Genomic DNA, 25,246 nt, shown 5'->3' on the forward strand with positions numbered 1-25,246 from the left:
TTCTCAATGTTGGCCTGGGAACAATCCGGGCAGCACGGGGACAGCCCCGGTGTTGCTAGGCGCGGGGTAACTGGCGTTGCCTGGAACGACTGGAGGCGTATTGGAAAAACCGAGGGGATAGCGCTTGCCGTTTCGCTCAAGTGTCACGTTGTCGAAGGTGAGGATTGCCACACGGTAGCCCCCAGGCAGTTCCCGTGAGGAGGCATCAGCGTCGATCTCAACCCCGCCGCTGTAGAGCAGGGTGGCGCGCAGACGCTTTGCTGAGCCGAAGACGGCTTTGACAACAGGTAACTCAGGCTGTGCATCAGCGCTGCGGGTCGAGGCTGAAGTCGGTTGCGTAAAGTTGCCTTGTGAAAAAAGCAAAGGCGAAGACTGCGACGTTGCGCTGTGGTCTTCACCGTTAATGGATCTTTCGGCTTTGGCCTTTTCGGCCTTGGCGTTCAACAAAATCGTCTGGCTTTGAATGATGGCCAGCTCGCCGACGTTTACCCCGGAAGGCGTGTTTTCGCTCGCCCAACAGATGGGGGCGCCGAAGGCAAGAATTGAACACCACAAGCGCAGCGTCTTATTTCGCATAAAGGTCACCTATTACTGACCAGACAAGGTGGCCAGCCTCATATTTGGTTTCGATTTCACGCAGCCGAAGCCCCTGAGTTGGTGCGCCGGATAAAGAGTCCAATGGGGTAATCCCGGTGCTGTAGCGCAGCTCAAACAGCTTCCATTGAGGAGGTGGCGGCGGTGGAGCAGGCTGACCAGGAATGGCCGGTTGAACGGGCACAACGACCGGTACTTCTTTAAGGACTGGTTTTTGGTTGAAGCTATGCAACCAGGAAGACAAATTCGCCAGCATCACGATTGCTTCTTTGAGTGGCTCATCACCAGATGCCGGCAACGAAATGTCGAGCTTCAACGTGGCCGAATTACCCTCGTCAAAGAACGCCGGCCGATCAGAATAGTGGCCTTGAGTGGCCTGTATCAGTTCGTCGGCGGTGCTATTGCCCGAACGTGTGTAAGAGGACAGGACCTGTACGCCATCGCACACGGCACTCGTGAACAGCCATCCCTTAATAGACAGGGGCGATTGATAAATACCGCTGCTACAACCCCCTAAAAAATCTTCAACAGAGGGACGTTTGGCCCAGGGATGTTCAAGCGCTTGGGGAGGTTGTTCCACACCCGATTCTTTTTGCAGCCTGGCCAACTCAGCTAGACGTTGTTGTTCAGCCTGGAACGCTGCCTCCTTGGCTATTTGCGCCTGATGGCTCTGCCATTGCGCCCAGCCAATGACGCCGACTGCGATCAGCGCTGCAAGAATCGAGAGCTGCACCAGTTCGGTCTTGGAGAGTCCAAATACGAGCGGTCGAAGTCGATATTCACGTTTCAGTTTCTCGGGTTGAAGCAGATCCTCGAGGTCCAGAGGATGCCCGCCCATCTCAAACTCAGGAGGCAGGTACTCATGGCTGAATTGAATGCCGCGACTGCGTTGTTGCACGACCCTGCGCTGCACCTCGGCGCCTGTACCGATCATGTCACAGCCTGAAATCACACCACCTTGATACACCGCAACCAAGGCGTATTGGTCAAGATCCGGGGCCGTCCGCCACGCAGCAATCCACGAGTCGCCCAACTGTCCAGCCAGAGTCGCTGCAAGCGAATACATGCCTTTGGTGACGCTGTCGCTGTGCGCCACAAAACCTGCCTGAATGATCGCCGGTGTCCTGCGGATTGCAACGATGTCCAGTTGGTGTTCACGGCCATACTGGCGCGCTTCTTTCATGTGACCGGTGACGCTGCCAAGCGGATGCCAGCGCAGTCCAGTCACAAACGATTTCCCTCTGTGCTGCAAGACCTGGACGCGCGCAGAGCGTGTGCTTTTCGTTATTTCCGCGACCATGGTTTACCCCTTAAAACCTGCGCAATTCAGCACTGGGCTAGGACAAGAACCCCATGGATCGTTGGCAGCAGGTGTATTCAGGGTACTAGGGCTTACGCTGTCGCTATCGACAACGGGTGTAATCAGTACGACCAATACGTTGTGGTCTGTACTGCGAATTCGACTGCCACCCAAACCGAAGAACCCTGGGTCATCTACACCGGACTTGGTCGCGTTTTCGCTGTTCTCCTCGAAGCCGGTCAATACCAGTGTTTGACCGCTGCGAAGTCGAACTTTGGGAGAGAGGTTCCTGGTGTCGTAATCGGTTGTCTGAACGCTGGAGCCATTGCTGTTGAAGGGGGTGAAAGTGGGTTTGCTGCTCATGCTCAAAGTGATCATCAGCAGCAGGTTGTCTTGGTCGATAATCCGAGGAAGCAACATCATGTTGAAACCGCTGGTGATCGTCGCGGGATTTAGTGATGTGGACGATCCGACGGAGGCCGTTGTGGTTGTGGAACTCGATGCGATATAGCTTTTTACGTTGCCGACCTGGATAGGGGCAGGCTGTAAATTCAAAGTTGTGACTGAGGGAGAACGGACGTTTGAGACGCGGTACTGTTCAGAAAGCGCTTTAATAATCAGATTGGAGCCGGCCCAGGGGGACTTTGAAGTATCTAAAATACTGAACGAGCCCGAGACCGCGCCGGTGCTAATTCCTGTTGTGGCATTTTTGAGGGAAAAGCCCCACTTGTTGCTCAGGTTGGTAAAGACCGCCTTCCAGTCCAGCCCAGTCTGATCTTTGTCGGTTAGGGTCACTTCGAAGACTTTGACATTGAACAGCACCTGACGTGTGATGCTGCGGTTGATTGAGTTCAAGTATTTGGCGACGTTTGAAAGGACTTCTGGTCGATCACTCACCGTCAGGGAGCCAGTGGATCGAGAAAGGAACATACGACCTTGCGGTTGCAGGCTCAGCATCGCCTCGACGTTTTTTTCAATGTCCCCGATCAGTGATGTCTTGATGGTGACGGTGGTGCTCTGGTTGCTGCCGGACTCACCCGAGGCACCTGTTGACGAGGATCCTCCACCTCCACCGGAGCTGCTTCCACTGCCTGTGGTGGTCAGCAAGCCTGACTTCACTGTGCTTTCAATGACCTGGTCATCGCCAAATGCCCAAACATCGAACGTCTTGGTGTCGAAGTAAGTGATATGTACGCTGCGGTCGTCGGAGGAATAGCTCCACGCTAAGCCCAACTGGGCGGTCGCTTGATTCAGCAACCCTGACAGTTTGCCGCTGTATTTGATGGGAAATGTGCGGAGAGCAATCTGTCCGATCATATTCATGGAGCGGGCATTGGTAGGCACGTTGCCAATGACGCCTGCAGGCATGAAGTTGGACAGGTTGTCGGGTTGATTCAAACCTGGGGAAGCACTGGGGCCCGAGCTACCTTGCGTCGTACTGGACAGGACGCTTGGATCGATGGCATCAGGCGCTACGATGACCGGAACGCCGCATTCGCTGGTGATGTAACGCGCGATCTCTGTGATGCCAACGGAATACGAAGGACGATAGGTGATGTCGCAATCCATGGTCAGCGGTAAACCGCGCTTGGCGACCATCGGTTGTTTTGAAACCCAGGGTTTGTCGCTGAACACCACCGTAGCGCGCGCGGGCTCTTGCTGCTGATTTCTCAGAAACCGGCTGTATTGAGAGGCTGTCGCAGCGTCATTTTCAGCTCGGCTGGCCGATTCATTCACACGCTGCAGCGAACAGGAACTCACCAGCGCGACCATAAGTGACAAGGCTGTGCCTTTGATCCAGAGACGAGCAGTCATCATTTGTTCCTCTCTGTAATCAAAATCAGCCGCTGTGATGAGTTACTGTCGACCACATCGACCAGAAAGGACCGTGGAGCCGAGTCGTACAGAGGGAAAATCGACCCAATGGCTTCTTGGAAACTGCCCTCAAATCGAAGTGGAGCGTCAATTGAGTAATCCAAATCATCGACCTGCCACATCAGTTTCCAGCCCGCTTTTTCAGCCCAGCCTTCGACGGTTTGACGAAGAGTTGAGCCAGTTGAAGCCGTCCATATCTGGGCCAGCGGCTTCGGCGTGGCAATGGCTGGAGTAACCGGAGTGGTTGTAGCAATGGCTTGAGTCAATGGAGTCGCAGTTGCAGCTGCCTTGGCAGTGGGACTATTGGTCTTGCTCGAGGCAGGAGTTGAAGTCGGCAAGGTAGACGTATGTTTGGCAGAGCCATCCTTCGCAATTGCTGCAGGAGGGGCCACGGTTTTGGCTGGTGTAGGATTCGTTACAGCCGTAGCGGCTGCTGCAGTTGCTGTGAAGGGTGCCGTTTGCGGCACCGCGGCGACTACTACTCGACTGCCCGAATCGTCTTTGGTTGGGGCTGCGGGAGCCGGCTTAGCAGTGGTGGGTGCATTGAGTTGAGCAACCTGCGTCGATCCAGGCCGTGCAGTATCAGGTAGCTGATAGCCAGGGCGCAGCACGTAGCAAACCTGGCGATTTACTTCGTCGACCTTCACCTGCCAGGCCGGACCCGCAAGTACTTGCAGAGTGTTGCGCAGTGTCATTGGGCCGAGCTTGTATTGGGCTGCCGGCAGAGGACGGGTGTAAAGGATATTGACGTGGCCAGTGTCTGCCGAGCAAAGCGTATAACCTGATCGGTCAACCACGTACTGCATGGCATCGCGCACGTTTGGGTGCATGTTGGGAGGGATGCTGACGTCAATGATTTGAGCCATCAGGTCACGTTGACCAGAGTCCGGCAAGGTGCTGACCAGGGTGTAACGGCCGTAGCGCACGACGGGCTCTTTTTCAGCAACGGCGCCGCCGGGGTAGAGGTCCGGCGTCAACATGTCCGGGTTTCGACTGCTGTCGTACGCGGGCTTGATTGTCTGCGCCGTTTGGGTAGTGCAACTGGCGATAAACGCGAGCAGCGAAAGCGTGGTGACGTGCCTGATCATGTGCCGAGAGGCCCCCTTTGGTGATGGGGGAACGGTGACAGGCTGCTATTTACTGCGCAGTAGGAAATAGAAAACCGCGTCTCCAGGTATTTATCATGGCATCCAGTTCAGCCGAAATTAAAGAATGTGAGGGGGGCTATCAGATGCCGTTCACAAGCTGGCCGATAACTCGGCCCTAGCGTTGGCGGCTGCATCTGGTTCAATGAGGTCACTTGCCAACTGGCGCTTATCCAGCAGCATTTGCCAGAGCATCTGGTCGATGGTGTTTTCCACCAGCGGGATTTTCACTACGACCATTCGCAACTGCCCATTTCGGTAGGCTCTGTCCTCTGCCTGGTCCTGCAGTCCAGGCGTCCAGGGCAGTCCCAGGAACATGACATAGTTGGCCGCTGTGAGATTGTTGCCTGTTCCAGCCGCAGATGTCGTGGCCGCGAAAACGCGGGTGTTCGGGTCGCTTTGAAATTGGTCGATTGCCTTCTGACGTTTGCCCACCGAGTCGCTGCCGACTACTGTGACGCACCCATACTCAGCTTGCTCGCACCGAGTTCGCAATGTTCCTACCGTGTCTTTGAACTCGCAGAACAAAATAACTTTGTCCTCCGCGTCCAGTTCGCACAGCAGATCCATAACGACCCGAACCTTCACTTGTTCAAGCAACTGACGCAGTGATCCCAGCCTGGCCAGGCTAGGCCTGTCTTCAAGTCGAATCTGATCGTATTGCTTGCGCTCTTCAGTGGTGAGTTCGACGGGGAGCGTTTGGCGCTGTTTGCCTTTGAGTCCGGGTAACACATCCTTGCGTCGCCGAAGCATCCAATCGCCAATCGCATCGCGCAGATTCTTGCGAAAATCCTGACTGCCGGCGAACTGCTCGCAGAACTCTTTGAGGGGCAGTTTCCCGACAGGATGGCCGGACAGTCGTAGCAGCGTGTGCAGTTCTGATTCTCGATTGAGCACCGGTGTGCCAGTCAGCAGGTATCGATTAGGCACCTTGGCGGCAATGTCGAACCCATGACGTGTCCACGCGGCAGTAGGCTCTTTCAGGCGGTGAGCCTCATCGATGATCATCACTTCAAAGTGGGCTGCATGCAGCACGTAATCGCCAAGGCGTTCGTAGTTGGTGATCATCCACTGCGAAGAGGGATCAAAGACCTGCTGGCCGATTGCGGCGTTGGGATACACCATCTGGATTTCTCGTTGCCAGTTGATGATCAGCGTCGACAAGGTGATGACCAAAATAGGTCTTTCAGAGGCTCTGACAGCGGCGGCAATGATTGCCTGACGTGTTTTCCCAAGACCCATATCATCTGCAAGTAATGCACTGGTCCGCTGTAGCAAGTGCCGGATACCCGCAGGTTGATGGTCCAGTAAAGAATAACCTGCCAAGGCCTGATTAATTTGCTCGGTGGTGAACTCGGTGCGCTCGATTGAGGGCACGGCGGCGAGATACACATCGGTTGACGTGCTGTCGTCAGTCGCTTGTGCTGCACGCTCTTGTGGTGGTCCTCCAAGACTGATGCGGGTGATTTCATCAGTAGGAACAATGGATCCGTCGGTCAGCAGCTCCTGCACGGTGTCCAGGATCTCGAACTGATCCTCTGACACTCCAAGCTCCAGAATCAGGTTGCTTCGCACCACCTCCGCGCTGGCGTCTATGCGCCAAGATTTGGAATGCCCAAGAAACACGCCGTGCATACGCCGAGCAACGGCGACTGCGCCAGGGTGGTAGTCACCCGACAGAAGGATCCCCCCCTGAACGAGTGGAGCGACCCGAAAGGTCAGACCCCAAGTAAATGCCTGCCGATCTGGAGCGTGTTGTGCGACCGTGATTTTATGTGAAAACGTCTCCCAGCTTTCATTGAAACGGTCCTCGGACAACTCCATCAACCGGTGGAAGAACACATCCAGGTCATCCAGCAACTTGCCTTTGGGCAAACGCCAATAGCGATGCTGAGGATGCTCGGCACGTCGGATGTAGAAACCATCACGTTCGAGAAACAGCCGATTGGCTCCGTCGACGTACTGCAACAAAATGCCGAAGTCATAGCCGTCAAAAATGACCTTTTCTACCAGGTCCTGCCGGCGGTTCATGAGGCGCGGACGGCTCATGTTCTGCTCAGGTGCAGGTTGATCCATTCCGCGCACGCTTGAGCATGCAGTTTTTTCCGGTTTCGATTTGTATAGCGAGACATGGATAGGGTTTGGTCTGGCCATTTCAGGTTGATGGCGAGTTCACCCGATTTGATCTTTGCCCAAAACCATTGATAGGCCCGGGCAACCCTGGACCCCGATTTAGGTGTGCGATTGTGGAGCCCTCTCAATTGTGTCGTCACCAGGTGTTTGGGAGTCAATTTTTCTAGCGTTTCGCCCCAGGCACTCTCATTCATCTGGATTTCGGCAGAGGCCAACGATTGCCCGTTTTCGCGAACCGAAATAAGACGGCAGTTACCCCGATAAGCGCTGTAGTCGTAACCATCAATGCAATGGCCCAGCGCTCGATGTTCCGCATCCAGATCGGCTGGGCACTTCAGTTCGACAATTTGCAGTCCATTCGGGCTTACGAGGGATGTGTCGTTTGAATTAAGCAGCGGCCTCCAGGGCGTAAATGAGTCTGTTTTTGTTTGGGGATCTGCGGCATCCAGAGCTTCACGTATCTCTATCATTGCTAGGTGAAAGCTATCCACCAAGCTGGCGATCTGGTGATAGGTAGCAGTACCAATGAAGTTTTTGAGTTTTTGCAGTGCTTCACGGGCATCGGGTCCGTAGCTCTCATCTATGTTGTTGAAGAGCTCGTTTAGGTCTCGCAAGTCGTCGGCGATTTTGGACCAACTGGGATCCGACCAATCAGTAGGACATCCGGACAGCAGCCTGTTCCAGTCCTGCGTCTGCTCCCGCAGTTGATACGGGATTTTATCCAGCAGGGCGAAGAAAGTGATCCAGTGAGCTTTTTTAAAGGGACGGCGATTGCCCAGTGAGGCTCCTAGCAGCAGTCGATGCCAGGTCCCTTCTGGCCCCTCACGATTGATACAGGTCAATGCACTGCCGGTGTCGAATACCCGTTGTTGCCCTAAGTAGCGCACTGCAGCGCGCGGCGCCTGTAGCAGCCACGCCAGTGTGTCGATAAGGGGCAGACACGCGTCAGCAATGCGACCTATCAGGCACTCTTGAGCTGAAAACAAATAGTCGTATTCGCTCCAAATTGGGCGATACGCCTGAAGCTCATCCCACGGGCAGTTCATGTATACGTGCTGCTGACCATCCCACGGCCACGTCGATTGACCTACAAGTAACAGAAGTGGAATCAGTACCGGTTGGGCTTTCAATGCCTGGAGGCGGCGTTTGCGGTCGCCTTGAGCCAGCCAGTTATAGAGCTTGGGGGAGGGGCATTGCGCTGAACGGATGGCGAACAGTAGTTCCTGATCGAGGCACTGGCAAAACTGCTTCAGCGTGCTGCCAATCTGCTTCAGGTAAAACCTGTTTCGAGGATTGAAGTACCGATTGTTGCTCACCATTGAATCGTAGCCTCTGCGATTAAAGCATCCGATATCTTCAATCGATAGGGCTTGCGCCCTCTCTCCAGCCGACTTGCAGAAAGAGGTCAGTAGGACTTCTGCATACCAGCGTTTTTCAAACCTGAGCATTAGCTGCTGGGCCACCAGTGCGGTGGGTTTTTTCTTGTGGACGCGGTCCTTGCTGGTGATTTTGCAGGCCTTAACCTGATGACCATCGAAGTACTGGAGGTGATCGCCGATTCTGGCCAAAACTGGCCGTTTTTGATCACTTGTTGAAGGCAGGGTGACGCACCAGCACCGAGTGTGGACGGTTGAACTCAGATAGTTTTCGATGAAGGAGGTCAGTCGGGAGGGCGGTACGCTAAAATGCAAAGCCCAGGTCTGGGCGACTTCAATTTGCCGGTCAGAGAACTTCTCCAGCTTCGGCGCTAAGATGCGCAGTCCCAACACCGATTGCCTCTTCTGTACGCTCACCCATGACCTCCTCTGCAATATCGCAGAGGAATGTCAGGTATAGGGGGGCGGGCTTCCAGGATTAATGCGTAACGGCGTTGACGGTGATTTATATCGGCAATGGCTGAGGTCACACCCCTCTGGGTTTATTGAGATCTGGTTTGCCATTCAAGTTTGGAAAACTCACCTTGCATCCATTCGACTTGAAGCCTGTACACCCCCAAAAGTCATAGCCACCGTCCCCTTTCTTCTGTCGCCTTGCAAGGGGCTGATTGCACTTGGGACAGTTGAAAGCGCCACCTGCTGTGGCTGGGCGTGGAGCTGACGCCATCGGCACACTCGGCATTCCACGTTGCTGAGACAGTTCCTCTTCCAAGCGCCTATGCAGACGTGCAACGACAGCTCCATAGGTGTCTTGGCCCTGGGCGATTTTGTCCAAATCGCGCTCCAGCTCACTCGTAAAATCGAGCTCCACGAAACTGAAGAACCCTTCCAACTTCGCGATTGTTTCCTCCCCCAGCGGCGCCGGTACCAGCTTGCGGCTTTTTTCCTCGATCATTCCTTTGCTGGTGATGTTCTTCAAGATCGAGGCGAACGTACTGGGACGACCAATACCGCGGCGCTCCATTTCCTTGATTAGACTGGCCTTGGTGTAGCGGGATGGCGGCTGGGTTTTCTTCTTCAGCAGTTCTCCGTTATGCACAGAGAGGATCTGTTTTGGTGAGAGTGCAGGAACTGGGTTGCTCGCTGCTGCATCTTCCTCATCGTCTGTGTCATCGCCCTTGAGCAGTTTCCGCCACCCAGGATGAAAAAGGGTTTCACCAGTTGCATTGAATCGCAGAGCCTTACCATTTGGGCCAACCGCGAGCAGTTTTACAGCACGCACGTCGAATACCGCCGCTTCGATCTGGCTGGCCAGCGCCCGGACCCAAATCAACTTGTACAGGGCGAGCTCCTCGTCGTTCTCACCAGCTTTTGCATCAGCCCAATGCGTCGGGGTAATAGCGGGGTGGCCTTCCTGCGCCCCTTCGGCGGCCTTGAATGTACGTCGCACGTCGACGGTCTTCAACCCGATAGATCTAGCTACGGTTCTAATATCCTCCATGGCCTCGTCTGGTACGTTGGGATTATCCGTCCTGTGGTAGGTAATGACGCCTTGTTCATACAATCGCTGGGCGACTTGCATGGTCTTGTCCGGGTCCCATTTCAAGGCGTTGCTGGCTGCTTGTTGAAGTGTGGAAGAGATGAAGGGCGCGGGTGGGTGACGCTCGGCCTTGCGGTCTTCACAGGACTCGACGACGACATTACGTGTGCCGGCGACGAGTTGGGCCAGGTTGGCGTCTTGAACGTAAGGAAAGTCTTTGCTCGCGAAATCCGGTACCGGTTGCCAATCTGCATACCAGGTGGTGCCCTGATTCATATCCACAAAGTTCAGACGCACACCGAAGTGGTTGACTACCTGAAAGTTGCGGATCTCGCGCTCGCGCAAAACCACCAGGTATACGGCAGGCGATTGCACGCGGCCTGCAGACGTGGGCTTGCCCATCAGTCGGCGTAGCTCCTGAGTCACCAGGTAACCCACCAAGCGATCAAGTACACGCCGGCATTCTTGTGACGCGACTCTGTTCAAATCGATTTGGCGAGGATTGGCTAGAGCCTCTGCGACGCGCTTGAGGGTGATTTCATTGAAGGTGATGCGTTTGTAGGATTTGACCGCCAGTACCTGCTGGATGTGCCAGCTGATGCTTTCACCTTCGCGATCCGGGTCGGTTGCGAGGTAGATTTCATCGGCCTGTTTAGCTGCGGCCTTGATGGTCCGCACGGCCTTGGCGCTCTTATCCAAGATCTCGTACACCGGTGTGTAATTTTTGCGGACGCCTGTGGTGATCATGCTGTCGTCCTGCCCTCTGGCCGGCAAGTCACGTATGTGCCCACCACTGGCGACAACCAACCAGTCTTCGCCTGGGCGCAGCTTCTTCATCATTGGCTGAAGCTTTTTCAGCTTCCCAGGTGCCTCGATGATCAATAGCTTCACGGTGTGCCCCTTCTCAATTATGCAGAGAGGGACTGTCACGTCATGGCAGGTAGGGCATCAATGGGAAATGGTCAATGCATAACGGGAGGCTTTTAGCGGCTAGAGGTTCAGCGTCAGCTGCTGTTCCTGGGCAAAGCCCTTTAGCCACGACGCGCGCATCGCAGGATGGTGGTAAGGGCAGTCATACACCCGTAGCCCTTTTCGGGCGGCGTCAGCACCGGCTGTTTGAACGGCAGTATGAGGGTTGTTGAATTGCCGCCTATCTGCTGGTTTCAAAGAAGTTCGAGATTGCGCCATTGGCTATCGGTCCCCGAAGAACAGATCTATCAGACTGTAACATCACGAATAGGGCATTTTTTGCCTCAAAAACGGAAGTTTTAAACTTCTGTGCTTGAGATAGCCGAATGGAAGTATGACTCAACCTGAAAGTTAACGAATGGCGCGATTTTTTGCCAACCAATTGGCGGGCTTTATGTCAATTCGTAGCCGGCTCGTCCGTCCAGTTCGCAGCTCTGATCCACGCGATGAAGTCCTGAGTGGATTGTCCGCTTTGAACACGTAGTTGTTCCAGCTTACCGTACAAGTGTTCAGTCATTTCGTCGTCAGAGTCGACGTAGTATTCAGTGTCTAAGCGGAATTCATCTAGCAAGGTGTTGAGAAATCGGCGGGCTTGCCAGGTATCAAGGTCGGTTTCTCCACGGCCCCCCATCAGATACTCTCCCGTTCGCCACCCAACTGGAGCCCATGATGCTCGGTTTAGGTCCAGGGTGAGCCCGTAGTAGTCCGGAGCATTCACCTCGCTTTCATCAAAGTAAGCCCAGTAAACGCGGCCTAAAGCTGGGTGCTCTGCGCCAATGACAACGTACCCTGTTGGGTCCCTCAAAACTTCATCCATCGGCACGTCCGAATTGATAGTGGTTCCATAATGAGGTTGGGGGGGAGCGATGAGCTGTTTCCCCCAACACCGACAGCTACACGAATGGGCCGAAAAATTAAGCCCCTGTTTTCAGAATTGCGGTGGATCGGTATCTGGATATTCATCCGGCCCTGGAGCTGGCTGCGGCCGCGATTCGGGTCTGTTGGCCTGTTGCGAATTCTGGTTTTGCGAAGGCGCCAGATTCACCATGGTCACGCGGTGCGGCAGCATGCCGACCCGGCTGGCTTGAATTTTCAAAGCTTCGAATTCGCCTTCGTCGTTCTTCCAACGGTCCATAACGGCGCGACCGGAAACCAGCACTCGCATACCTTTCTGGAACAGTTGCGAGTAGTGCTCGGCGTCCTTGTGCCACCACTCCACATTCGCCCAAAAACCGCCACGATCTTCGTAGCCGCCTTTGCCATCCGGAATCGAATTGTCGAAGTAAACGTTGGCTCGCATGAGTCGACGTGGGTCTTTATTGCCGTTGGGGAATTCTTTGAATTCCGGTGCAGAACCGATATTGCCTTCCCAGCCTTGTACGGGCGTGCCCATGGGTATTCTCCGAGGTTATTGATGTAGCGTTGGGTTGTTGAGCTGCTGCAGTCGAGCGATGTACACGGCCTCTGCCTGGCCCATTTTTTCGGCGCACTCGGCGGCCTGCTTGGCGATTGAGTGCATCAAGCTCATCTGCATGTTCAAGGTGATCCGCTGCAGTTCCATCGCGTACAGGTCCTGCAGCATGGATTCCGGTGTTCTGGGTGAGCCCATCATGTCCGCCCAAACCCCTACACCCATTCGGCGGTCGGTCACTTGCTGCCATCTCAGGAACTGGGTTCCGGCCTGGGTGTTTTGCTCGGTCAGTCGTACTGGCACAAGGGTGAATGGATATCGACGGGCCTGGTTCAGCACTTCCTGGGCAAGTGCTTTCAAACCCGACTCCTGATCTCGGCATAGCGCGGCAAACTGGGTCAGATCCCCCTTACCTTTAAAAGGCTTTAAAAGGCCTTTTAGTGAGGCGGCCTGTTGCAGGCTCTGAAAGGCTGCCTGTTGCAGTGGTCGGAAGGAGGTCTGTTGCAGCGACCCATCATTGGAAGAGGTCTGGCCCATGTTCATCATTCCTGAATGGGCTCTTCAAAGTGGTCATCCACCTCGGCACGCTGTTGCCCGCGAATGATGGGGGGGGCGAAGTTCGAACGGCGGGTGCCTTCCAGGATGTCCTGTGGCAGATCTCCCCAGCGCTCGTACATTCTGCGGGCTGCATCAGCTTTGGCATTGTTTGCAGCGAAGTCATCTCGTGCTGCGCCGGAGTACTTGTAGATCTGGGCCAGGCTAAACAGTCTTCTCAGTACAGCCGCACCTTCATCAATCCAAGCTTCCATGTCGTGACGCCCGACAAGGCCAACGTGCTGGGCCAGCAGAATGCGCCTGACAATTTCGTCGTAGTTAGTGAGCAGGTAAACGGCCTGGAAACCGAGTGGGTTGGCAATGTACAGCGGTAGGCTGACAGGCTGGATTGACAGGTTTTCGCTGATGGTGATGGCCGGGGGGAGGGAGGCCATCGCTGTGTCTAGGCGCTCTTCGATAGCTTTCAGCGCTTCCTTTGACTCGCTGATTTTTTCTTCTAGTTGGATCATCCACCAATCGGAGTAGGGATCATCCTGTTGGGCTCCACGAGACATGCGATTGACGACAGTGCAGAACCCTGACAAACCGATGATGCCGACTTTGAGATCATTTTTTGGGCGTCCCATCCAGATACGGGCTGCATGGTGCGTGTGAAGGGTTAGCTTCACATCGCTGCGCAGTGAACCGATGTTGAGCCGGAAGTTATCAGCCATGGTGCAGTGATTCCTTGGGGAGAGGATTGACGTGCCCATGCTGCAATTTGGCGGTTGTAGGTGCAGCAATAAATCCATAGTCCAGCGGAAGGGGATTTGTTGATGCACCTATATATAGAAGGAGCCGAGATTCACCATTTGGTTGATCGTTTTCTGAGCCACACATCTCAGGGCTGTAGGGCTGTAGGGCTGTAGGGCTGTAGGGTTTTAGGGCTGTGGTTGGGTGCTGCGGACCGCAACACTCGGTATGCGGCCAGTGTCGGTGCCGGAGCCTGGCAAAGTGTTGCGGGCCGCAACACTCGGTATGCGGCCAGTGTCGTTGCCGGAGCCTGGCAAAGTGTTGCGGGCCGCAACACTCGGTATGCGGCCAGTGTCGGTGCCGGAGCCTGGCAAAGTGTTGCGGGCCGCAACACTCGGTTCGCTGCCAGTGTCGGTGGCTGAACCTGCCAGGGTGTTGTGGGCCGCGACACTCGGTTTGCGGCCAGTGTCGGTGCCGGAGCCTGGCAAAGTGTTGCGGGCCACATCACTTGGCTTGTAATGGTCACCGATGCAGAATCCTGACAGATTGATTCGGCCCGAATTACTCGCAAGGCTATCCGCGTCATCCACAGAGTTTGACGTCATGGATGAGTACCCCGATTGGGCTTCAGCAGATGCAGCATCCCGCTGAGTGTTTGTTTCGCGTTTTGTATCGACTCAGGGCTGCGTGTGACAGCCACTGTTTTCGTTGGTTGATCTGCGATGACTAGCGGACCTGCAGCTTCTTGGTGCCCTGGGCTCGATCTTGCCTTGTCATCAGGGTTCCAGTGGCTGTTGAAGTCGCCACGAACTGCCATGCCGACAAGCGTCATCAGGTATCCCAGCGGGTTTCGTATCCCCCCCGTGTCACAACGGTGCACCCATTGCTTGATGAGCGCTGGTTTCAATTCTGTCGGGACTTTTTGTAGCGCCACGACCGCGCTCTGTTTTTGATCAACCGGTAGCCTATGCAGTGCATCAAGTAGATCCGCCGCTGTGTCGGTCGAGGTGAGCGGAACATGTACAGGGCTTTTACAAACAGCTTTGTGTGTATCTGTATACGTACTATATGAGTTCGGATGCCGAACTAAGTCCGAACCCTGTGATTTACGACTGAGTTCGGCATCCGAACTCGGCTCAAAAGCGGTTCGCTCTCCGTCGTTTTTACTGAGTTCGGTATCCGAACTCAGTGCCGACGGGGCTAAATTTTGCAGAGTTCGGATTCCGAACTCAGGCGCTTTGACGGCAACTTGAGCCTGCGCTTTTGTCCAGGCCTGGCTGTTCAACCGGTTTTCGATAATGTTCAATCGGCTGGGCAGGCGCTGACCAACGTCAGGGTCGGAAGCGAATTCGTTCCAGGCGATCTCCGCGACTTCGCGGATCACCTTGGTCTGGTGCTCCATGGACTGCGCAAGTAGCTGTAAATAATCCTTATCGAACTCTATGGCTTCGGCCGGTGTGACCGGTTCGTCATGAAGCAAGTAGACGTTGCCTTGAACTTGTCCACTCAGATCATTGCGCACACGTCGGCCCAGGCTAAGCCATCGAGTAAGGCGTAGAGTGACTAATGCTTTTGATACGGTTTCTCGTGATGCTGGTCTGCCAGGTTGCATGCCCAGATATGGCCGTAGTTGGTCATAGGTGGGGAACGCCGTAAGGCCGTCGTCATTGATCAGTAGCCGGAATACCTGCCAGGTGTTTCTTTCAAGCGGGGTCAGTCGGTCATCCAGAAGCAATCGGCGAGGCACCGTCTCGTGTGGGTTCCCGCTGAATATTATTCCGGAGTAGGGGGCAGAGCCTTCGATCCCCGGAGGCGCCGACTCTTTTTTCTGAAGCAAGTGAGCTTCAAGGTGGCCCGAGGCCGAGTCTAAAAGCGTCGACAATGGGAGCCGAGACAACCTCATAGCACGGGGTCACCTTCCGCCGATGTCGCTGCAGGCTGAGCCGGTCGATGAGAAGACACCAGCTGTAGCTTTCTCTGGATACCCGTGCTTGCAGGGGGATAAAGCCCCTCCTTTATCCAGGACTGAATGCGATGCCAGATGATTGCTAGACTGAGGTTCTCGGAGCTTTCATCTGCATGGGTGTCCTGTGGAGTATTGAGCTCCTCGGCGACCAGCATGGCGATATCCAACAATGCGAGGCTGTCCTCAAGCTCAACCTGATGTTCATGCATCAGGTGCGTCCATCTGTACCAAAGGTGAGCATCCATCTCCTCACTGAATTCTCGCCACCGGCCGCGACGTGCCGTTACACCGATCATTAGGCGTTGAAGGGCTACGTCCTGGGGGGATAGCCCGAAGAACTGTTGCAACATTTGAGTCGTCGCGCCAAGTCGTAAGGCGCGCTCGATCATGCGTACTTCTTCGTCAGAACGCTGCGCCCCTGACAGTAGTTTTTTCACCATTTCCCCATCAATGGTGACGTTGCACCAAGAGACAGGAGTGTTGAGTAACAAACTTAGTACTGAGGGCTGTTGTAGCTGGGCCAATATTTCGGGCTCTAGGCCCATCTCGATGCAGCGCCGGAGTTGGCCGTTGCGCATGTGATGAAGTACCTGTGACAGGATCGCTTCATTTATAGGTGTCTTGGACATGACGACTCCCCCTTGTAGAGTCCGGTGTTAGCTGGCTGAGTTCGGACCGTTGTTGGCGACTGACTGGATCTCCAGGTCAATCAAGCGTCTAGCGAGACGAATAATTCGAAATAGCTTCACTAGAGCGCCGTCGCTGAGACGGCCCTCATTTTCTGGGAGCTGATCTTTTGTGTGAGGTTGGCCCAGTAGAATCTGGCCCAGCCCAGCTGCAAACTCGAAGTCGGCCAACGCATCGGCTTGAAGATCTGGTTGCTGCTTAATCATTTTCATCACGATGGCCATTGAGCCGCTCAAGGACTGCAGCAGCGTCAAGGTGTGTTGGGCTGTGGCAGTGACCTCAACGTCCACTTCTGGGTGTCGGTAACTGAAACCAACACCGCCATCGACATCGAGGAACTCTCCAGGAGCTTTCACTGCACTTGCCACTTCGCGTGCCAATTGAGCAATGTGCTGACGCAGGGTCGAGGCAGTATCGATTTCGCGTTCGATGTACCAGAGGTCTGAAATAGGATTCAGGCCGCCGGCTTGAACTGGGATGGCCACCAACGCGTTGGCAGCAAAGTCAGGCAAGATTTCGCCGTCAAGCGCTGCGAGCTCCCGCTTCATCTTGTCGACTCTGGGAGATGTTTTTACTGGGCTCGCAATGTGCCCATCAATGCGTGCTTGGCGTTCTTCCTGGCTCATCTGCTCTTTCGGAGGAGGGACGAGCTGCTGCTGGCCTGCTGGTTGTGAAGGGGGCTCTGTGGTGGGCGTAGATGTTTTATACGTAGGAGTGGGGAGAGGTTGTTTAGAGGGCTGATTCGTCTCAATTCCATTGTTTTTGGGACTCGACTGAGGCAACCCCTCAAGTTGCGAGTCAGGGTACTGAGCCATTTCAAGTACCGGCGTTGAGCGGCGCAACTGGTCCTGGTTCTGAGTGATTTCCAGCAGTATTTTCTCGTAACCGAGATTTAACGGTTTTTTGAGCTGATCAATCAGCTCGTCTTGAAAGCGCTGGAACAGAAACTCCTCGGCGTCTCCCTCAAATTGGGAAAGGACATCTTGATATATCATGTCGAAGTCTAGGAGCTGCTCTTGCTCTACGTAATTGCGATCCCAGCACTGAAGGGCTGTCTTGCGCAGTGCAAGTAGTTTCGAAATCCGATCTACGCCGAGTCCTGAGTAAAGCACTGCAGGAATTGCAGGGAGGAGATAACGGATGGTGTCATTCATACGACTCAAGTGAGATGCAGAGACCGGGTATCCATCCGCTGAGAGGCGCCGGGAAAGCTCACGCAACGAGATAGACTCTCCGGCTTCTGTTTCATACAGGACTCTTGCTTTGTCGACGCCAATAGCCCGCTCAATGAAAAGGAGTTGACCCTGCAGATCGTTTTCGGCCAAGTGCCCGGTGAGAGAGATGATCTCCCCCCGAACAGTGTCCCAGGGGCGGAATAGGCAATGGAACTTGAAGAACCTATCGTCCCCGGTCTCACGGTACAGCTCGTTTAGAATGGCCAGGCGCGTGTTGCCGCCGTTTCGGATCCGGTACTTCTCCTCACCAGGCTTGCGGGTGACGGGAGGAGGCGTATCGAGTCCCCGATTTCGTATCGACTCTTTAATTTCATCGTATTTAGGGTTACGAGTCGTCCGTGGGTTTTCGTCATACGGCAGCGTTTCATCGAGCGTAAGCAGCATGGGGGTATCGACGATCGGATCACTCATGCGCGCTGCAGTCGGCGACTTTGATTCAAAGGCTGGCAACTGCAGCTTTTCTTTCATCGTCTGGGCCAAAGACTGCTTCATGCTGTTACTCCTGGCTGCGCAGAAGCCGGTGCTGCTGCCAAAAGTTGATCAATGATTTTGTGCGCTCGATCCAGGGCAGCCTCAAGCTCGACTGTATTTTCTAGGCGATGGACGATTTCTGAGTTCATTGAACGGGTGTTTTCACGTGCTCGCAGCGCGATTCGCTCGCGCATCCCATCGGGAAGGCGGACGACGAATTTTTCTTCAAGCTGACGTTTTGATTGGTTGCTCATAGCGTGCTCCGATGCCTAGGGTTGAATATTTGTATTCAGCGACGTTTAAGCTGATCGCGTAGCTGAGTCGGCAGGCCCTTGATGGTTAATGTCCCGGACGCCTCGTCGTACTCGATCTTGTCGCCCAGAAGGTGAGCCTCGAAGCTGATGGATAAGCCTTCGGCCCGGCCGGTGAAACGTCGGAATTGGTTGAGAGTGCGTTTATCCAGGGGGATTTCCGGCGACAGGCCGTAGTCCTTGTTGCGGATATGGTCGTAGAAGGCCTTAGGCCGATCTTCATCGATCAAGCCCGACAGTTCCTCCAGGCCCATGGGTTCGCCCAGCTTGGCCTGGCTGCTGGCGTAATCCACCAGAGTCTTGGTTTTTTCGCGGGCGGATTCATCCGGCAGGTCTTCGCTTTCAACGAAGTCACTGAAGGCTTTGAGCAGCGTGCGGGTCTCGCCCGGGCCGTCGACGCCTTCCTGGCAGCCGATGAAGTCGTGGAAGTACTCCGAGACCTTCTTGCCGTTCTTGCCTTTGATGAGCGAGATGTACTGCTTGGACTGTTTGTTGTTTTGCCACTCGGAAACATTGATACGCGCCGCCAGGTGCAATTGGCTCAGGTCCAGATAGCGCGACGGGGTCACGTCCAGCTCGTCGGTTATCGCCACGCCTTCGCTGTGGTGCAGCAGGGCAATGACCATGTAGTCGGTCATGCCTTGTTGGTAGTGGGCAAACAGCACGTGGCCACCAGTGGAAAGGTTGGACTCTTCCATCAGCTTTTGTAGGTGCTCCACCGCCGTGTGGCTGAAGGTGGTGAAATCCTGGCTACCGTCGAAATACTCTTTCAACCAGCCGCTGAACGGGTGCGCGCCGGACTCGGCATGGAAGAAACCCCACGTCTTGCCTTGTTTGGCGTTGTAGCTCTCATTGAGGTCGGCAAGCATGTTCTCGATGGCGGCCGATTCGGACAACTCCGAATCACGGGGGTGGAGAACTGCCGGTGTGCCGTCGGTTTTTTTGTCGATCAGGTGGACGATGCAATGACGGATAGGCATTAGATTGCCTCCTGCGTGTGTTGGGTTAGGGCTCGATCGGCACGACGAATGCGAGCTTTGGCGTTGAGTGCAGAGCGGTAATCGCTTGCGGTCGACGAGGTGTAGATTGTTCCAAGGCCTGGCTTGGTGAACTGGATGTGGCCACCTTGAGTCCGCGACACTGTCCAACCATTGGCCCTGGCAAATTCCATAAGGTGGCGAAGGTTCTCGTGCTTTCCGCGTATGAGGCTGGTCGTCATAGCGCTATGTCCTGCTCTGCCATCGCATTACCGGCTTGAATCGCGATGATTTCGGCCTGGTCGCCAGGGAACTTGGTTCCCAGCTCATGCAAAAACTGACGTGTTGCCTCGCGCGAACCAGGCACGCGGAACACCACAGTGCAGTGCTGCACCTGCGCTGGGTGTTGCAGATGAGACATCACGGCAACTTTGAGTGAGCAGCTCTGCAGATGACGGGGCACCCATACCGACCAGAAGTAGCTTGATAGCAAAGCGCCTGCACACAGCAATTCGACGGTGATCGTTGCGCTGAGCGTTTCGTTCAGCGCGACGTAGCTGAGCTGCTCAAATTCCTGTAGATCCTCGCGCATGCTCACGGGGACCACTGTGCTGTGGTCACGAACGAGACGGCCGATTGCTTGAGCGATGGCGTCAAGCTCCACTGGGTTGATCCCAGTTTTATGAGCATGGACCACGGCCGAGTCGTCGAACACCGCACCGGCATGAATACATGGAAATAGCTGCGCGCTACTGTGCATCTGACACCTCCTGAAGTTCCTCGATGTCATAGCTGCTGCATTTAGGGCAAATCAGCACGCCGACTTCGCTATCGGGAGAGACCGGGGCAGGGACGATGCGGCACACACGATGCGTCGGGTAGTGGCTATCGCATTGCCGGCACCAGTGAGTGATTGGGGCGAAGGTATTCACGGGCGCTTTTTGAGCCGAACCATTAATAGCTCTCATGGATGGTCTCCTTGCCAGCTGGTGTTGGCACTGAGGTTGGCAAATCGGGTCTGGTTGGCGATAAAGGCTGTTCGGACGGTCCCTGTTGGACCGTTACGCGCCTTGCCGAGGATGATTTCTGCAATGCCTTTGTGCTCGGTCTGCGGGTGGTATACCTCGTCCCGGTAGACGAACATGATCAGATCTGCGTCCTGTTCGATGGCTCCGCTATCACGCAAGTCTGCGTTGATCGGACGTTTGTTTGGGCGGCGTTCCAGCTCTCGATTGAGCTGGGAGAGTGCGACCACTGGACAATTCATCTCTTTGGCCAGGGCCTTGAGGGCTTGGGATATAGCGCTGATCTCATTGGCCCTATTTTCCTGACCTGGGCAGCGCATGAGCTGCAGGTAATCGATCAGGATCAGACTCGGGTGCCCGAAGCGACGGGCGGCGCGACGAGATTTAGCCCTAATTACGGAAGGTGTGAGCGCTGATGAGTCGTCGATGACCAGCCGCTCGCCATATGCATTGATACGCGAAACGGCTGCAGTCAGCTTTGGCCAGTCTTCGTCATCGAGCTTGCCCTTCAATAGCTTCCCAAGATCGATATGGCCTAGGATTGCCATCAACCGATAGAGCAATGCGTTGGCAGGCATTTCCATGCTGAAGACTTGAACCGTACGATCATGCTTTGCCTGCAGAGCCGTATCGATGAAGTTCAAGGCCAGAGACGTCTTACCCATCGATGGACGTGCCCCGAGAATGATCAGGTCGGCTTCTTGAAAACCCGACGTCAACTCGTCCAAATCGTCCAGGCCTGAAGGCACGCCGGTAACGCTCACATTGCCGTTGAAATGTTCGTCAATTCGCTCGACGACAGTCGTCAGGCAGTGGTTTATGTCGACGAATTCAGATGCGCCCTTGCCGTCGCCAAGCGCGAACAGCTGTTGTTCAATTGCCTCTTGAACATCCTCTGCGTTCGCCAACGGATCCGCGGCATCGCGAGAGCATTGATAGCCAAGGGACATGAGTTGTCTGAGCCGGGAGCGATTACGCACGATGGACGCGTAATGCTCTATGTTGGCCACAGACGGCGTATTCTTGGCCAGCTCGCCCAGATAGCTCAGCCCACCGGCTTCGTCTGGATCCTCCAGCGCGTTGAAGACGATGACGATATCGAATGGAGCGGACTTGTCAGCAAGTCCGGCAATTGCCCGAAACAGCAACCGGTGGTCATGCCGAAAAAAGTCAGACGCATCCAGTTTGTCCGCGACGAGATCCCAGGTGTTGTTGTCGAGCAGCAGCCCACCTAAAACCCCTTGTTCGGCCTCTACGGAGTAGGGTGGTGATAGGTCCAGGTGGTTCATTTCACCGACTCCTGGCCAATCTGCAGAAAACCACTGCCGTTGCGAGCGCCCAGGGCTTTGACCATGTCAACTTCGACCTTGGCTGAATTGATCATCACCTGAGCAACCTCGGCAACCGCTTTGGCCCGGTCGATTTCCATCGGCTTTTCTGAATCCAAGAGGCTCTCGATAGTGACGAACAGGTGATTACGTAGATCTTCAATCTTGTTCTTCATTTTCAACCTCCCGGATGGTGCGCTTGAGTTTGCCGATGGCTCGTATTGCGGATTTGAGCTCCTCTGGATAGCGATGGATGGTGTTCCGCCGCATGCGCTCCGCTCGCGTGATCAGTTCCAGATTGCCGATTGAGATGTTGGATTTGTTTTCATCCTTGAAGCACACGCAATGATTTGTGGGGATTGGGCCAAAGTGTTCTTCCCAGAGCAGCACGTGCACACCTTTCCAATCGACAGGGGGGTAGCCGGTGTCGGTGATTTTTCTCTGGAGATAGCCGTCGGGTGTAAGGCGAGTACTACCGATAGGGAGCCAATTCCCCGGCTTGTTGCCTTTCTTGAATTGCGTTTCAACGGCGCGCCCGCTGGCGGGGCGTCCCTTGAGTCCTTTGTTCCAGGGAGTTGATCCTTTGGAGAATCGGTACTGCGAGCCAAGCGTTCCGTCCAGTCGCCCGGATTGCGCGCTGAGAAGAAACGCTTCGCTCTTTTTCAGCCCAAGCCGAGAGGCTTTGGCGTAGACCTGATAAACCGATATTTTCAGTTCGCAGGCGATCTGTTCAGTTCTTTCGTTTGGATAGCGATCAATAAGCGAGCTCTCTTCTTCCTCGCTCCAGACATGGTGCTTATGACCCTGATCAAGGCCCAATTGGGAACGTGCTTGTTCCAGTGCCACCATTGCCAACGGGGATAGTCTCAACTTGCTCATCGGCCACCCCCATGACCTAGGGCTCCATGTGCTTGCTGACCAACACCGCGATGCAGCTTGGCGTGCTTCCCCTGTTCCCAACCCGCTTGCAAAGAGCGAGTGTCGTGACCTTTGGCTTCGATGGGGTTGATACTGAATTGCTTGAGGTTTGGGTGATGCCATTCCAGGTAGGCTTGGATCACCTGCGCTGTGGTGTCGTCTATCCCGCCTGCAAACTGGTTCACTTTAGAGGCGACGGCATTCAGCCAGCCCTCGGCAAAGACTTGGCCACGGCGACGTTTTGTTTTCAGTTGGCAACGCTTCTGCTGAGCAACGTGAGCTCGACGGGCTACGACAAGTTGGTGATGCAGCGTTGAATAGGTGTGTGCGGCCAACTCGGGCGAAATACCCTTCCCCAAGAACTTGAAGGACCAGCCTACAAGCGGATGAAAGTAGGCCAGGTGGGTGCAATCGAACGCTTGTGCGCAGATTGTGGCAAGGTTGTGCAGCCAATCCTGCGGCGCCCGCCGGGTTTTGGTGCCTACACTGGCCTCTTCGATTGATTGAGCAGCAACTTCGGTGTGTTCCAGGTTGTACTGCTTCATCAAATGGCGCGCTTGGCGAAGTGCAATTTCCACTTCGTTTGGTGCAGCGCCTTGCGATTTGGCCAGCGCCATGAGCTTGGCAACCTTGCTGAGGACTTTTTGCTTGTCCATCATTCACCCCCTTCCGCTTGGGTACGGGGGGACAGCGCCTCCGACCAAAGGCGCAATGTTTCCTCTTCATCAGCAGAGAGGTGAACCCGGGAGAGACAGTCTTCAACCTTCTGTTTCAGGGCATCAAGACGATCCTGCACACTTGAGCCATCGTCGTAAGCAATCTCGTGCTCAACAGTTTGCAAAACTTCATTACGCAGAGAGAGAACCGTGCTTATCCAGAAAGCACTTGGACTGGTCCAGCCAATTAGCTTTCGAGTTCGGGCAGGCGATAGGTAATCACGAAGCTTAAGATTGAATTCCCTAGGGGAGTAACCATTCCTGAAAACATCTGCGCGGTTGAGCGTCAACGCTGTTTTAAGAATATCTAGGAGAGGTTCCAGAGCCGCTGGTTCAGGGACATAAGGTTCTAGATATGTTTCAGCTACCAGACGCTTGGCTTCAGCATATCGAGCTTGCTGACGGTGTTTGGCTTTGCTTTCGTCGCGGCCGCGCTTTTCCTTTGCATGCTTTAGGTTCGAGTTCACTGAATTGATGAGCTTCGTAGCGTCCTGCAAAAGCTGTCGCTGTTCAAAGCTCAAATGAGAGCCAATTCGACCAGGTAAGTGGCTACCGCTTGTGAGGGAATGGATTTCCCGTGCGGCTCTACTGAGCTTTGCTTGCAAGCTGCGCAATTGCTGAGCGCTGTAGTACTTGCCAACCTCTAGGATGACATCGGCAGTAATACTGCGGGCGTCGGTGATGGGGGGCTTAGCCATATCAACGAGCCTCCTTCACCAACTTGGCGACCTTTTCCTCCGTCATGGCCTCGAAGCGATCGCACCATTCAGGGAAGAGCTCAATGGCCAATTGACGGATAACGACAAGGGCAGCAGGGGATTTGCGGTTGGAAGGCTGCCGGTATTCCAGGCGGTGTGCCGGGACGCCCAGGGATGCAGCGCTACGAAACACCACTGCTGTGGGAATGATGCTGTCCAGAACGCTGATTTCGTCATTGTCCTGAAATATTTCGCGGACTGACTGCTCGATCATTTGCGCGTCGGTGGTTTGATCGAGGTTGTTTATTGCGATCCGGACGGGAGGGATTTTCATACCCAGGCGCCCGTAGGCGCGCAGGCCATCCAACATCTGCATGGTTCCACGGCTGAATTCGCGTGCGGCGAGCATGTTGGGAAGAAGAGGGGATATGACCAGGTCAGAAGCTAGGACTACCATCTCCAGCATGGCCGATCTGGCACCCTGGGTATCAATCAGCACCAGGTCGAATTGTTCTTCGAATGCCGGCATCAGGTTGGCTAGTCGCAACCGCCCGTCGGGTGCTTGCAGGAGAAGGCTGTTCAGTTGGTTGTTGATATCGTTGGAGATGATCAGCGACAGGTTTGGGATCGTGGTGCTGGATATGATCCTGCCCGAGTCGGTGATATTGAACGCGAGTAGGTCGTAGATGCCGCCTTGGGCCTCTTCGACCAATTGGTAGTACGAGGAGAGAGAGGGCTGGGCGGGATCCAGGTCGATAAGGAGGGTGCGAATGCCTGCGTCCGCGCAGAATGCGCCGAGGTTCGCCTCAATAGTGGTTTTGCCTACGCCGCCTTTGGTCGAAACGACCGCAGAGATTTTCATGGTTTGGAGCCTCTAATGTGGGTTCATTAGAGGCTGCGAGGCCACGGAAACAGCTATGTGTAGCGAACACGATCCTGAGCTTTGAAGCACTAAAACCAATTGTCTTTTAACCAATTGGTCGTAGGTTCGAATCCCACACGACCCACCATTTTTGAAACCAGTTAACGCTGGAATCAGATCTTAAGATCAGCGGCCAAAAGCCCTGATCGAAGAAGGCGGCTGAGAGGTCGCCTTTGTTTTACCGGGGTATAGCGCAGTCCGGTAGCGCGCCTGCTTTGGGAGCAGGATGTCAGGAGTTCGAATCCCCTTACCCCGACCATATTAAAAATCCTCGTATCGAAAGATACGGGGATTTTTTTTGCCTGAAATTATCCCAAATCCAACACAACACCAATGTGGGAGGGGGCTTGCTCCCGATAGCA

Annotated in this window: 25 protein-coding genes and 1 tRNA gene; 1 reads left to right on the forward strand and 25 read right to left on the reverse strand. The window is 54.8% G+C overall.

The genetic code is table 11. From position 1 onward, the window contains the following. Positions 1-3: 3 nt before the first annotated feature. The 25 genes from pilP to JN756_RS04555 form a co-directional block, all read right to left on the reverse strand. Positions 4-576 (reverse strand): type IV pilus biogenesis protein PilP, encoded by a 573-nt coding sequence (gene pilP / locus JN756_RS04435; protein WP_201021865.1) that lies wholly within the window; start codon positions 574-576, stop codon positions 4-6. After that, positions 566-1,894 carry a type 4b pilus protein PilO2 gene (gene pilO2, locus JN756_RS04440; RefSeq protein ID WP_201021866.1) on the reverse strand — a complete coding sequence of 443 codons (1,329 nt, stop codon included), beginning with the start codon at positions 1,892-1,894 and terminating at the stop codon, positions 566-568. Before pilO2 ends, pilP begins: the two co-directional genes overlap by 11 nt. A 3-nt stretch (positions 1,895-1,897) precedes the next feature. Further along, positions 1,898-3,709 carry a PilN family type IVB pilus formation outer membrane protein gene (gene pilN / locus JN756_RS04445; RefSeq protein ID WP_201021867.1) on the reverse strand — a complete coding sequence of 604 codons (1,812 nt, stop codon included), beginning with the start codon at positions 3,707-3,709 and terminating at the stop codon, positions 1,898-1,900. Further along, complete coding sequence (gene pilL2 / locus JN756_RS04450) at positions 3,709-4,857, reverse strand: PFGI-1 class ICE element type IV pilus protein PilL2 (protein WP_201021868.1); 1,149 nt, start codon at positions 4,855-4,857, stop codon at positions 3,709-3,711. The genes pilN and pilL2 overlap by 1 nt, the downstream gene beginning before the upstream one ends. Before the next feature lie 150 nt (positions 4,858-5,007). Beyond that, complete coding sequence (locus JN756_RS04455) at positions 5,008-6,963, reverse strand: DEAD/DEAH box helicase (RefSeq protein WP_201021869.1); 1,956 nt, start codon at positions 6,961-6,963, stop codon at positions 5,008-5,010. Continuing rightward, complete coding sequence (locus JN756_RS04460) at positions 6,960-8,840, reverse strand: hypothetical protein (protein ID WP_201021870.1); 1,881 nt, start codon at positions 8,838-8,840, stop codon at positions 6,960-6,962. Before JN756_RS04460 ends, JN756_RS04455 begins: the two co-directional genes overlap by 4 nt. A gap of 109 nt (positions 8,841-8,949) precedes the next feature. Next, positions 8,950-10,854 carry a type I DNA topoisomerase gene (topA, locus tag JN756_RS04465; RefSeq protein WP_201021871.1) on the reverse strand — a complete coding sequence of 635 codons (1,905 nt, stop codon included), beginning with the start codon at positions 10,852-10,854 and terminating at the stop codon, positions 8,950-8,952. A gap of 99 nt (positions 10,855-10,953) precedes the next feature. Continuing rightward, positions 10,954-11,151: a CrpP family ICE-associated protein gene (locus JN756_RS04470; RefSeq protein WP_153838938.1), complete on the reverse strand. Its 198-nt coding sequence runs from the start codon at positions 11,149-11,151 to the stop codon at positions 10,954-10,956. 178 nt (positions 11,152-11,329) lie between these two features. Next, positions 11,330-11,749 (reverse strand): hypothetical protein, encoded by a 420-nt coding sequence (locus JN756_RS04475; protein ID WP_201021872.1) that lies wholly within the window; start codon positions 11,747-11,749, stop codon positions 11,330-11,332. 111 nt (positions 11,750-11,860) lie between these two features. Then, complete coding sequence (locus tag JN756_RS04480; RefSeq protein ID WP_201021873.1) at positions 11,861-12,325, reverse strand: single-stranded DNA-binding protein; 465 nt, start codon at positions 12,323-12,325, stop codon at positions 11,861-11,863. A gap of 15 nt (positions 12,326-12,340) precedes the next feature. Further along, positions 12,341-12,880 (reverse strand): DUF3158 family protein, encoded by a 540-nt coding sequence (locus JN756_RS04485; protein WP_201021874.1) that lies wholly within the window; start codon positions 12,878-12,880, stop codon positions 12,341-12,343. Positions 12,881-12,885: 5 nt separating this feature from the next. Continuing rightward, positions 12,886-13,611, reverse strand: coding sequence for a PFL_4669 family integrating conjugative element protein (locus tag JN756_RS04490; protein ID WP_201021875.1), 726 nt, complete (start codon positions 13,609-13,611; stop codon positions 12,886-12,888). 620 nt (positions 13,612-14,231) lie between these two features. Further along, a complete protein-coding gene (locus JN756_RS04495; protein WP_201021877.1) occupies positions 14,232-15,533 on the reverse strand; it encodes an STY4528 family pathogenicity island replication protein in 1,302 nt (433 codons plus the stop codon). After that, entirely contained in the window at positions 15,530-16,225 is a 696-nt protein-coding gene (locus tag JN756_RS04500) for a DUF2857 domain-containing protein (RefSeq protein ID WP_201021878.1), read from the reverse strand. Before JN756_RS04500 ends, JN756_RS04495 begins: the two co-directional genes overlap by 4 nt. 27 nt (positions 16,226-16,252) lie before the next feature. Next, entirely contained in the window at positions 16,253-18,010 is a 1,758-nt protein-coding gene (locus tag JN756_RS04505) for a ParB family protein (protein WP_201021879.1), read from the reverse strand. After that, positions 18,007-18,243, reverse strand: a complete 237-nt coding sequence (locus JN756_RS04510; protein WP_201021880.1) for an Arc family DNA-binding protein — start codon at positions 18,241-18,243, stop codon at positions 18,007-18,009. Before JN756_RS04510 ends, JN756_RS04505 begins: the two co-directional genes overlap by 4 nt. Before the next feature lie 35 nt (positions 18,244-18,278). Beyond that, on the reverse strand, positions 18,279-19,280 hold the full coding sequence (gene yejK / locus JN756_RS04515; protein ID WP_201021881.1) for a nucleoid-associated protein YejK: 1,002 nt from the start codon (positions 19,278-19,280) through the stop codon (positions 18,279-18,281). After that, positions 19,280-19,519, reverse strand: a complete 240-nt coding sequence (locus JN756_RS04520; RefSeq protein ID WP_236255080.1) for a type II toxin-antitoxin system HicA family toxin — start codon at positions 19,517-19,519, stop codon at positions 19,280-19,282. Before JN756_RS04520 ends, yejK begins: the two co-directional genes overlap by 1 nt. After that, a complete protein-coding gene (locus JN756_RS04525; protein WP_201021882.1) occupies positions 19,516-20,037 on the reverse strand; it encodes a hypothetical protein in 522 nt (173 codons plus the stop codon). The genes JN756_RS04520 and JN756_RS04525 overlap by 4 nt, the downstream gene beginning before the upstream one ends. 204 nt (positions 20,038-20,241) lie before the next feature. Next, complete coding sequence (gene dnaB, locus JN756_RS04530; RefSeq protein ID WP_201021884.1) at positions 20,242-21,591, reverse strand: replicative DNA helicase; 1,350 nt, start codon at positions 21,589-21,591, stop codon at positions 20,242-20,244. After that, complete coding sequence (locus tag JN756_RS04535; RefSeq protein WP_201021885.1) at positions 21,588-21,806, reverse strand: hypothetical protein; 219 nt, start codon at positions 21,804-21,806, stop codon at positions 21,588-21,590. Before JN756_RS04535 ends, dnaB begins: the two co-directional genes overlap by 4 nt. Then, positions 21,790-22,509, reverse strand: coding sequence for an HNH endonuclease signature motif containing protein (locus JN756_RS04540; RefSeq protein ID WP_201021886.1), 720 nt, complete (start codon positions 22,507-22,509; stop codon positions 21,790-21,792). Before JN756_RS04540 ends, JN756_RS04535 begins: the two co-directional genes overlap by 17 nt. Further along, positions 22,506-23,204, reverse strand: coding sequence for a DUF2786 domain-containing protein (locus JN756_RS04545; RefSeq protein WP_201021887.1), 699 nt, complete (start codon positions 23,202-23,204; stop codon positions 22,506-22,508). The genes JN756_RS04540 and JN756_RS04545 overlap by 4 nt, the downstream gene beginning before the upstream one ends. Then, positions 23,204-23,962: a hypothetical protein gene (locus JN756_RS04550; RefSeq protein ID WP_201021888.1), complete on the reverse strand. Its 759-nt coding sequence runs from the start codon at positions 23,960-23,962 to the stop codon at positions 23,204-23,206. The genes JN756_RS04545 and JN756_RS04550 overlap by 1 nt, the downstream gene beginning before the upstream one ends. A gap of 1 nt (position 23,963) precedes the next feature. Further along, complete coding sequence (locus tag JN756_RS04555) at positions 23,964-24,824, reverse strand: ParA family protein (protein ID WP_201021889.1); 861 nt, start codon at positions 24,822-24,824, stop codon at positions 23,964-23,966. Between the two features lie 242 nt (positions 24,825-25,066). Here JN756_RS04555 and JN756_RS04560 point away from each other — a divergent pair. Then, a tRNA-Pro gene (locus JN756_RS04560) sits at positions 25,067-25,143 on the forward strand. Positions 25,144-25,246: the final 103 nt, after the last annotated feature.

It is taken from the genome of Pseudomonas sp. Y39-6 (assembly GCF_023651955.1).
GTDB classification, from domain to species: Bacteria; Pseudomonadota; Gammaproteobacteria; order Pseudomonadales; family Pseudomonadaceae; genus Aquipseudomonas; species Aquipseudomonas veronii.